This window comes from Zunongwangia pacifica (genome assembly GCF_023499215.1).
Lineage (GTDB): Bacteria > Bacteroidota > Bacteroidia > Flavobacteriales > Flavobacteriaceae > Zunongwangia > Zunongwangia pacifica.
Map to the genome: position 1 here is coordinate 1 of NZ_JAKHSK010000067.1, position 10027 is coordinate 10027.

Below are 10027 nucleotides of genomic sequence, written 5' to 3' on the forward strand. Positions count from 1 at the left end.
CCTACAGTTATACCTGAATGAATTTATCTACAAACTCAACAGAAGATATTTCGGAGAAAAACTCTTCGATAGGCTCGTTATAGCAGGAATTACAGGTTATGACTAATTGCGGATAATCAAATTTTTATTAAATGAATTCAATAAAAAAAACCCTGCTAATAGCATTTTTAATAATTCCCGGGATTTTGCTTAGCCAGTGTCCAACAGGTGATATATACTTACAATCAAATAACGATGTTGAAGAATTTATTCGTGATTATAGCGATTGCGAAGTGATAGAAGGGAATATTATTATTGCCCATGAGACGACCGATATATCTGGCCTCGATTTTATTAACATTTTTTGTCTTGAAACTAAAAGTCCATTTTCTTATTTCTTATCTTCAATACTTAGCAATTAGCTATCGAGTAAAAAAGATTTCTCCATTCCGCTAAGCAACACCTGCCTGCCGGCGAGGCAGGGTCGAAATAACGACAATTCTAAATTCAATATTTTTTGTTCTGGTTCGTGAATCTTGACTTCTGGTTCTTTAATTTAATGATCTCATCTGAAGAATTATTCGAATATTACTCCTATTCAAATGCAACCCTCCTCCACTTTGAAACGGATTTAATCTAATTTATAAATGGTGCCTTTTTTATTAAAATAAGAACCAGTGATTTCTAAAATACAATTATCGCTCAAGCCGGCGTAGCCATAATAACCTTTTAACTTTACAAAAAATTCCGTATTTTTAATTTCGTATAAGTCTCCGGGGCCATCGGCTAATTTTACTTCGTATTTCCCATTGGCTAATTCGGTTTCGGTTTTTACAAAAATAAACTCAATCTCATTGCCATCTTCATCTAAAGTGTCATCGTCCAATTCCTTTTTTTTATAAAATGCATCTACGTCATAGTCATCTAAATTGTCTAAAGATTGCGCGGTGGTGATCGTGCTGATCAAAAAAATGAAGATTAAAAAGAAGTTTTTCATAGTTATGTTTTTTACTCGATAATCGAGATTAATTGCCTCGATCCCGATAGCTATCGGGATGCCTTAAAATAAAAAATAATTTTCTAATAATGCCTCAAAGTCTTGCCGTTAGGTAGTTTAATTTAACCCTCTCCCAATAAAGGCATAGCTAATTTAGCTTTTCTATTCTATAGCTAATAATTTTAATAGGTCTTTCCCCATTTCTTTATTAAGTGCTCCATTTTTAATAACACCAATCCAGCCTAAACCGCATTGATGGTGGGTTCCTCGCCCTTCTATATTTTCAAACTCTTTTATTTTAAATTCTTTTTCTTCATTGGTGGGATATAGTAAAATAGCTTTTGGGCTTTGCCAATATTCATTATACACATACATCTGCCGTAAATCGTTGGTGGAAGGCTTATGCTGATCGATTATTTTCCATTTGGTATCAATGATGAACTCCGTTTTATCTCCTTTCATAACCACCATATCCGGACGTATGGAAATCCCATTCCAAAAGGTTTTACTATGCTGACCTAAAACTCGATATTCTTTATTTTGCACGGCTTTTTTTAACTGAACCAGCACATATTCTTCCCACAGATTATTCATATCAAAGAGCAGGGCGATCATTTTTTCGCTGCCACTTTTTACATTGGGGGCAAAGTTAAGGATAATGAGTCGGGCGATTTCTAAAGCAGTGGTATAGGGCCGTTCTTTACGTCCTATCGTCAGTTGGGTAAAAGTCGCTGCCGTGGCTTGAATAGCCTTTACCTCAGGAAAATCTAATTGTATCGATTTGCACTTGCCGTACAGGTAACCGCCACGGGTAAATTGCTCGATGATACCCAGTGCCTGGTACAATATTCGATGAATTAAATGGTCTTTATCATACACCTGGTGTTGGGTGTAGAAACGTTCTTTATGCACCAGGTTTTGCGAAATCTGTTTGGCAAAAACCAGTTTTCCTTTTAAGATTGTTAAGTTTCCTTGTTTTCGGTCGTATTTTTTAATCAGCCCCTGATGAATAAGTTTTTGTACTTCATCCAAATACCATTCAAAATAAATATCGAGGAAATGCTTACTTTGTTTAGTGACGTTGGCGTGCTCTACCTGATTTACTTTGAGCTTACGGGTGGCTTTCAGCATATCTATGAGCACGTTTCGCCAAACACCAGGTTTGGCAGCATTACGGTCTGCTTTGGGCAGAACTTCAATACAGAGATCGTCCACCTGTAACACGCCTACGTACTGCTGAAAAGTAATTTTTTTATAGCCTACCGTAAAGTACTTATTGCCGTGCAATTCATTTAATTTCACCAATGCCTTAAAATGCTTTTGCTGAAATTTTGTATTTCCCTTCACAGCACCTACACGCAAGGATTCATATTCAAATACCTGTAAAGGTTCATTTCTAGGCATCTTGCATTAAGTTTTGTAATGCCTCGTTTATATCAAAAGCTTCGTTTATGGGAAGCAATTCAACGCGTGGCGCTACTTCAATCTCAGTACCTAAACCTTCAACTTTGGCAAATCGAGTGCTATTTTCAGGTTGTTCTACACGAACAAAACCTTCTCCCAATACCAGACCTATGCTACTATAATCTCCGTAAAAATATTCCTGTAGCAAAGGGATAATATTGTCCTTAAAAACACTTTTTAAAGCGGCTTCTTTATGTTCAGCTTCTTTGACTTTATAAAAATAGGAATGCCCGATGGTATGGTCGCGGTCCAGCAGCGCTTCTATGCGTTGGTTTATTTTTTTGAGCAATTCTTGTATACTGATGCCTGCTACTTCTAATTCTTCAAATAACTCTGGTTTCGGCATTACTTCTTCAAAGGCAAAACGTCTTCGTAAGGCGGTGTCTAAAGCTTCTACACTCCTATCGGCGGTGTTCATTGTTCCGAAAATATAGAGATTAGCCGGTACTCCAAAAGACGTTCTTGAATAAGGTAATTTCACTTCTAACGCATTGGGTTCTCCAAGTCTTTTGTCTTTTTCTATTAAAGTGATGAGCTCTCCAAAAATAGCGGAAACATTCCCCCGGTTAATCTCATCTATAAAAATAGCATAATCATTTTCGGGATCGGCTTTTGCTTTTAGGGCAATCCGCTTAAAAATACCATCTTGAATTTCGTATTCTAAATCGGTACTTTGTTCTTCCATTTTTGGTTTAATCCCTTCTACAAAATCTTCGTAACTAAAGGATTGATGGAACGTTACAAACTCGTAATTCTTGATTATTTTTCCTTCCTCTGGTTGGAAGTTCTTTATCTTATCCAGGATTTCCAAAGCTTCGGGATAGGCTTCTGTGAGTAAGGCATCATCTACCCGCCATTTAGAGGTGTCATTTTTAAAGAATAACTGTGGCTCGCTACGAGTTTTTACGTTTACATTAGGACAGTCTAAGACGGTATGCGCCTGTAACCGACTCCACAAAATGGGTTTTATGGATTTGGCGCTCGATTGGCGTTCTTTGGCTTTTACGATTTCGTGGTTTAAAATTTCGGTTGAACTGGATAATCCCAAATCATACAACGCGACAGCAAAGGTTTGCCACCAGGTTAAATCGGCCACCGCATTTTCGATATATTGTTCTCTTGATAATTTGCTTTCTGATACGGTAAATTTATCAAAATATTTATCTTGTAATCTAAAGGTTTTCCCGGTTCCCGGAGGGCCGTAGAGGATTTGATTGAGAGGAAGTTCAATAATATCTAATTTCATAGCATTTGATTGACGTGTTTTTATATAAGATTTATAAACTGATTTAAGATCACTAATTGGTTTTCCCAACACTTCCAATAAGTCATCCCAGTTATCTGGAAATTCACTATTGATTTCCCACTCAGTATTATGATTAGTGAAAATTTCGTCTCTTCTTTTCTGGAATGGACTGCTCTCTTTTCTAAAATTTAAATCAATATTAATTCTGAATACTGGTTTTGATTTTATATTCGAGAATTCAATTTTCATAAATAAATCATCTCCAATATTAAATTCTTTTGGAGCAAACCCAACCAACACATAATTCTTAAAACCAATTAAACTTGGTCCTCTTTGTCCATTAGGTTTTTCTCTGTAAACGATTTGGAAGTCTTCATTTAATCTTTCTGACAACAATTTAACTAAATAATATAGCTTTTCTCGGGTATCATAAAACCATCTTGCTTCGTCAGAATCGGCTACGTAAGTTTTATCTACTTTCTCTCCGTAATCTTCAATTTTTGAGAGATCAAAATAGTCTTTGTCAAATTCTAACTTTTGGTTGGATTGTTCCATATTATAATTTGCATTTATTTGCTTAAAAACTCTTGAATACGGGCCACTGCATCCAGTACGTGTTGTTGGGTTATTTTATTAGGATCAAATGGTATTGTTTTAATTATTTTAATTGATTTGAACTAACTGAGTGTAGCTACCTCTAATATTCCTTTTATAAACTGTCCATTCATAGAAAGCCAACTCTCCTTATCACAAACTACAATTAATTGTTTTTTTGCTCTACTAATCGCTGTATTAATATTATTTAATCCTGAAGACATAGGTATATCTGAAGCTGTAAACCAGGGTCGTTTACCATTACCTATATCACATACGGAATAAATAACCGTGTCCCATTCCTGACCTTGCGATTTATGTACGGTAAGTATTTTATTTTCTCGATTATACTCTGGCAATGCACTAGCTAATCCTCTTACCTGGGCAGCATAAGGGGCTAGCACTGCCATATTACTGTCTATAGAAAAATTATTTTCAATTAAGTTTTTAATAGCCCTTATCTCACTCTCATTTTTACGTCCACTATTTCTGTATTGAGGTGGATTTTTCACATCTAATATAATAATAGCCGTCTCTGTAGATAGCCCCGAACTAAAACCTTCTGGATATACAAACTTTTCAAGTACATTCGCTAATCGATTACCAAAACGATGGGTAATGGTTAAGTTCTCTTTCTTTAGTTCAACAAATTCCGGTTTGCTTTTATTAAGGTATCTATTTAGTACAGGAATTAATGAATCCTGCTTATATAAATCTTCTATAAAAATGGCTGATTGATCCCAAACCAGTACTTCACGATAGTTTTCGTTTTGTTGAATATCCCTTTGTGATATCTCACATACCGGTGGCAATTGCATATGATCGCCTAAAAAAGTTACGGGTGTATCCTGATTAAATAAGGTTTGCGCTTTAATTACGTTGGAATATCCTGCCTCGTCAAGAAATATATGATGTACGTTTAATTTATCTTCTTTAAAACGATATAAATAAGTATCTAATGTTGCCCCGATAATAGAAACATTCTTTAATCGCTCTTCTGTACTATAATTTATTAAACGCTCTTCTTCATTTTTTAAACTTTCAAGTTTAAGGTAAAGTTCTTCTTTTGAATGGTGTGCATATTCTTTACCTATAGATTCGTAAACTGACCCAGAATCATTAGATTCTTCAATAAACTTTTTTAAGTCTTTTTCTAAATTCTTAAGCCGGTCTGTAATTACTTGTGTATTCGCAAAATAATCTACTGCTTGGATCGCCGTTTTCACCTTAATCAATACATCCTTAGCCAACTGCCATCCTTCCGCAAGCTTATCTTCTTTAATTTTTAATTCATTGCTATACTTTTCTATAGTAGAATCAATTTCATTTTTACGAATAGTATATTCTGCTTCTTGTTGAATTGTATGGTCTATTAATTCCTGATAGTTTTTTCTTTTACCAAAAAAAGTAACCAATGTAACCAGTGCAGAATTTTGCTTTTTCTTTAGCCGCTCCCGCTCTATTCTAAATTCCTTTAATTTTAGGTCGTATTCAATTGCTTTAGACGCTAAGCTTTTTAAGTTGGCCTTAGTAGATTGAAGGCTCTTTTCATTTGCTAAGAGCTTTTCTTCCTTCGCTTGATAAACTTTGATATCTTCTAATGCCTTTTGCAGTAATTTAATATTATTTGATTGCTCATCGATGCCTAGAATATTCTGCAATACGCTTAATTGTTGCCTAATTTTCTTTAGTTCATTTTCAAGCCCAATGATTTCACAGATTTCCGGAAATTCATCGGCAAACTTTTTAGAAGGACCTCCTAGCCTTATAATAGCATCTCTGGAGATTCCAGCTTTGTCGGTCATCTTCACAACACCTCTAAAAATTTGCTCTAGAGCGTGATTGGTAGGAGCAACTATTGCCACTTTTTTGTTATGCTTTAAATAGTTTAAAATAGCATAGCTTAAAACATATTGAGTTTTCCCTGTACCCGGCGCACCCCAGATATAGGAAAAAGGAGTATTAAAAATTAGGTTTAAGGCCTCCTGTTGTTCTGAAGAAGGTAAATGTAGGTCTGTAAAGAAAAATGAATTTGAAGGGGCTGAAATTACAGGTTTTTTATGGGGTAATTTTAAGGAAGCACCATTGGTTTCATACCATTTCTGAACGCGTTCAATTAAGAACTTCATATCAGATAGAATTTCCCAATCCTTGGGTTGATTTTCAGCAAAAAATTGATAAGATTCTGTGTTGGGTTTAATGACTACCAAATTTTTATCCCTATCGTACACTTGAATTTTAATACCTGCTACATCCCAAGATTTATTAGTAGCGACGTGTTTAAATAGTAATGTTTCTTCATCAAAAATTTTACCTTGTATTACTAACTTAAACTTATCTTTACCTACTGGCTCAATGTGATTAACCGATATCCTATAGACCCCACCTCCTTTATCGGTTAGAAATTGAGTATAAGTTTTACAGGCTGTTATACAAACCTTACGTATTTGTGTTGCATTCATAGGCTAATGGCTATGGATCTGAGTTCGGTTTAAGAAAACTGCGGAGACTGAATAAAATCTTTACAAAAGATTTTGTGCCGAAGTTTCCATTTTAGCAGCATTTCGATACAAATTTTCCCTGAAAATTCACTCAATGATCTAAAATGCCTGAACATTAGGTTTATATCAAACTCAGGTGATTGATGAAATTTTTATTTTTTTTATCCTACATTACTCGCTTCTTTCTTCTTCCTATATATTTTTTTAATTGGCTCCTATCAATGCTACTTGCGTTAATATAGCTACCAGTTTCATTATTCTAATGTTTTTCCAATGATCTCTTCCGGAATAATTTCCCCTCTCCAATTAATAGTAATACGCTCTCCTTCTTCTTCTGCCGTAAAATATATCGAGTCGGAATGCTGAAATAACCCGCCTGTACATTTATAGATCTTTCTAAAATCTTTAGATTCGTGATCTATAAAGATGATTATCCTATCTTCTTTTTGCGCATTTTTCACCTTAACTCGATAAGCCGAATTTTTAGCTCTGGTACTTGGTCTAATTGTTCTGTTTCTTATAATTTCCCTCATCCCTTCCAGTTTTTTTCAACCGCTTACTTCACCTGTTTTAATTATTCAACTTCTATACAATCTACCCTGCGGGGCTGTATAAATACTGCTGAAAATTGATAAAAGCGTTTCTAATGCTTTGTATATCGCCCAGTTGCTCTTTGGCATCAGCGATGGAATGATACCTTAGCTCCAGCAATGCTTTAATTTTAGTTTCGTCTAACTCCTTTACCCCTACCTGAACATATTGCTTCATCACAAAATTTAAAAAGTCCTGCTGCTCGGCGTTATACGAATGGATATGAATTTTAGCCCGTTCTGCCCGATCTAAACGGGGGACTAAATTTTTCTGATAGGCGATATAGGATAACACGTCGAACAAATCGCTTTCTTCCCCGTGAATTACTTTTCTTAGATCGTCTAATTGCTCATCTGAATATCCTTTGCTTTCCAGCTCTTCCAGTAACTTTTTTCTGGTAGAAGGCATACTCCACACTTTTCTTAATTCGTCTTCTGTTTTTACCAACGCCGGCAAATCATTAAAGAGCTTTTTAATAAATTGCTGCGCGGTTATGGGCTTGCCTTCGGGGCTCCAAAATGTGGTTTTCACCATCGAATCCAACTCGATGACTTTACGGTCTGAAAGCGTGACTTTTACCATTTTCTTAGGGGCATCGCATCTACAAGGTTCGTAACCGCATACGTAACAGGGTTCGCCGGGTTCTTTGGCGCAAATGCAATTTACCCTTCCGCAATCTTCACAAACTTCTTTGGGATCATTCCCCGGTTTAGGTTCATAAATGGTGGGCGCTAAAGGTGGCCCGTCCCATTCCGGATCTTTAAAATGTTTATGTGCTTCAACAAAATCGTAAATGGTAAAAAAGGCCTTGTTTTTAAATAAGCGTGTTCCCCGTCCTACAATCTGTTTAAATTCTACCATCGAGTTGACGGTACGAAGCAACACTATATTCCTAATTTCAGGCGCATCTACCCCGGTGCTGAGTTTCTGACTTGTGGTTAAGACCGTGGGAATTAGCTTTTCATTATTCTGAAAATCCCGTAAATGCTGCTCTCCCCGCTGACCATCGTCTGCCGTTACGCGATGACAATAGTGGCTGTTCTTGCTTTTTGATTTTTGATTGATCAAATCTCTAATAAAAGCGGCGTGTTCCTGAGTGGCACAAAACACCAGCGTTTTATGGTTTTGATTGATCGCTTCCATAAACAGGTTCACACGGTATTCTTCCCGTTGTTTGATCTCTATCGTCCTGTTGAACTCGCCTTCTTTATATTCCTTGTCTTCTTCTATCGCTCCTTCTACATCATCTTCAGGATCGTACGTGTAACTGTCTATGGTGGTGCTATATTCTTTTACCCTAAATGGGGTTAAAAAACCATCGTTAATCCCTTCTTTTAAACTGTATTCGTACACGGGTTCTCCAAAATAATCGTAGGTATCGCCGTTTACATCACGTTTGGGAGTGGCGGTAAGGCCCAGTTGTACGGCGGGACTAAAATAATCCATAATCGCGCGCCAGGAACTCTCGTCGTTGGCTCCGCCCCGGTGACATTCGTCGATAATGATAAAATCGAAAAAATCGTTTGGATATTCCCCAAAATAGGGTGTTTCGTTGGGGCCGCTCATAAAACTTTGGAAAATGGTAAAAAAAAGACTTCCGTTTTTGGGAACCCTGCCTTTTTTCTTGATGTCTTTTGGAGTGATACGCACCAACGCGTCTTCATCGAAAGCATTAAAGGAATTAAAAGCCTGATCTGCCAAAATATTACGATCTGCCAGAAATAAAATACGGGGACTACGCTCGTGATAACGATTGGTTTTGGCCGTTAAATTCCATTTGGCCTGAAAAAGTTTCCACGCGATCTGAAAAGAAATCGCTGTTTTACCGGTTCCTGTGGCTAAGGTGAGTAAAATCCTGTCTTTGCCTTTGGCTATGGCTTCTAAGGTTTTTATGATCGCATTATTTTGATAGTAGCGCGGTTGCCAGGTGCCGCCCCGATCTTCAAAAGGGATTTTAAACAGGCGTTCCCGCCATTCTATAGCAGTAGGAAACATCATTTCCCACAGTTGTTGCGGCGAGGGAAATGTAGCTACGTCGCCTTCTTTGCCTTCGTCTAAATCTGCCTGATAAATTTTTAAACCATTGGTGGCATAGGTAAACCTTAACTGTAAACGTTCGGCGTAATCTTTGGCCTGTGGTAAACCTTCGGTATAGTATTTATTGGCGGCTTTAGCCTCTATAACGGCAAGGTTTGTATTTTTATACTGAAGCACATAATCTGCTTTTAAAGGGCGTTCCCTTACTTCACGCCCAATAAGCCTTCCTTTGGTGATGGGATATTGTTTACGGATGTAACTCCCTTCTACCACTCCCCAACCGGCTTCTTTTAAAGCGGGATCTATATAATCGTGTTCGGTTTGTGCTTCGTTCATTGTGTTGTGATTTACTTTGCGAACTAAAGTTGTTGGTTTACGGCATTTTTAGTGATTTTTTCTTATGCTTCTACCGCTGTTTTTGTGAGTTCTCCTGAAAATGCTTTTTCTAATAAGGATTTTTTTAGTTCTTCAAGATTTTGAAGTTTTTGCTTATATTTTTTTTGATTATCCGTAAATACTCATAATTTTTTAATTTTGATTATATTCACCTCAAATTCAATATAATGAATATCTTCACTTTTACAGCTCATTTTGATAGTGAGCAATCCTGTCGGGCGC

At 36.6% G+C, this 10027-nt stretch carries 7 protein-coding genes and 1 pseudogene; 2 read left to right on the top strand and 6 right to left on the bottom strand.

Features of this window, described 5'->3' with window-relative positions:
• Positions 1–106: pseudogene (locus L1967_RS21695) on the top strand (IS1595 family transposase); the annotation flags it as partial.
• Between the two features lie 25 nt (positions 107–131).
• Positions 132–401, top strand: a complete 270-nt coding sequence (locus L1967_RS21700; RefSeq protein WP_249603590.1) for a hypothetical protein — start codon at positions 132–134, stop codon at positions 399–401.
• Positions 402–610: 209 nt separating this feature from the next.
• Here L1967_RS21700 and L1967_RS21705 read toward each other — a convergent pair whose 3' ends face one another.
• From L1967_RS21705 to hsdR, 6 genes are all read right to left on the bottom strand, one after another.
• Entirely contained in the window at positions 611–976 is a 366-nt protein-coding gene (locus L1967_RS21705; RefSeq protein WP_249603591.1) for a hypothetical protein, read from the bottom strand.
• A gap of 162 nt (positions 977–1138) precedes the next feature.
• Positions 1139–2380, bottom strand: coding sequence for an McrC family protein (locus L1967_RS21710; RefSeq protein WP_249603592.1), 1242 nt, complete (start codon positions 2378–2380; stop codon positions 1139–1141).
• Positions 2373–4241 carry an McrB family protein gene (locus L1967_RS21715; RefSeq protein ID WP_249603593.1) on the bottom strand — a complete coding sequence of 623 codons (1869 nt, stop codon included), beginning with the start codon at positions 4239–4241 and terminating at the stop codon, positions 2373–2375. The genes L1967_RS21710 and L1967_RS21715 overlap by 8 nt, the downstream gene beginning before the upstream one ends.
• 122 nt (positions 4242–4363) lie before the next feature.
• Entirely contained in the window at positions 4364–6742 is a 2379-nt protein-coding gene (locus L1967_RS21720) for an AAA domain-containing protein (RefSeq protein WP_249603594.1), read from the bottom strand.
• A gap of 293 nt (positions 6743–7035) precedes the next feature.
• Positions 7036–7314, bottom strand: a complete 279-nt coding sequence (locus L1967_RS21725; RefSeq protein WP_249603595.1) for a hypothetical protein — start codon at positions 7312–7314, stop codon at positions 7036–7038.
• 61 nt (positions 7315–7375) lie between these two features.
• Complete coding sequence (hsdR, locus tag L1967_RS21730) at positions 7376–9745, bottom strand: EcoAI/FtnUII family type I restriction enzme subunit R (RefSeq protein WP_249603596.1); 2370 nt, start codon at positions 9743–9745, stop codon at positions 7376–7378.
• Between the last annotated feature and the right edge of the window lie 282 nt (positions 9746–10027).

Excerpts from the sequence above, each read along its gene's own strand:
- L1967_RS21705 (WP_249603591.1), bottom strand. The coding sequence starts at position 976 with ATGAAAAACTTCTTTTTAATCTTCATTTTTTTGATCAGCACGATCACC.
- L1967_RS21700 (WP_249603590.1), top strand. The coding sequence starts at position 132 with ATGAATTCAATAAAAAAAACCCTGCTAATAGCATTTTTAATAATTCCC.
- L1967_RS21720 (WP_249603594.1), bottom strand. The coding sequence starts at position 6,742 with ATGAATGCAACACAAATACGTAAGGTTTGTATAACAGCCTGTAAAACT.
- hsdR (WP_249603596.1), bottom strand. The coding sequence starts at position 9,745 with ATGAACGAAGCACAAACCGAACACGATTATATAGATCCCGCTTTAAAA.
- L1967_RS21710 (WP_249603592.1), bottom strand. The coding sequence starts at position 2,380 with ATGCCTAGAAATGAACCTTTACAGGTATTTGAATATGAATCCTTGCGT.
- L1967_RS21715 (WP_249603593.1), bottom strand. The coding sequence starts at position 4,241 with ATGGAACAATCCAACCAAAAGTTAGAATTTGACAAAGACTATTTTGAT.
- L1967_RS21725 (WP_249603595.1), bottom strand. The coding sequence starts at position 7,314 with ATGAGGGAAATTATAAGAAACAGAACAATTAGACCAAGTACCAGAGCT.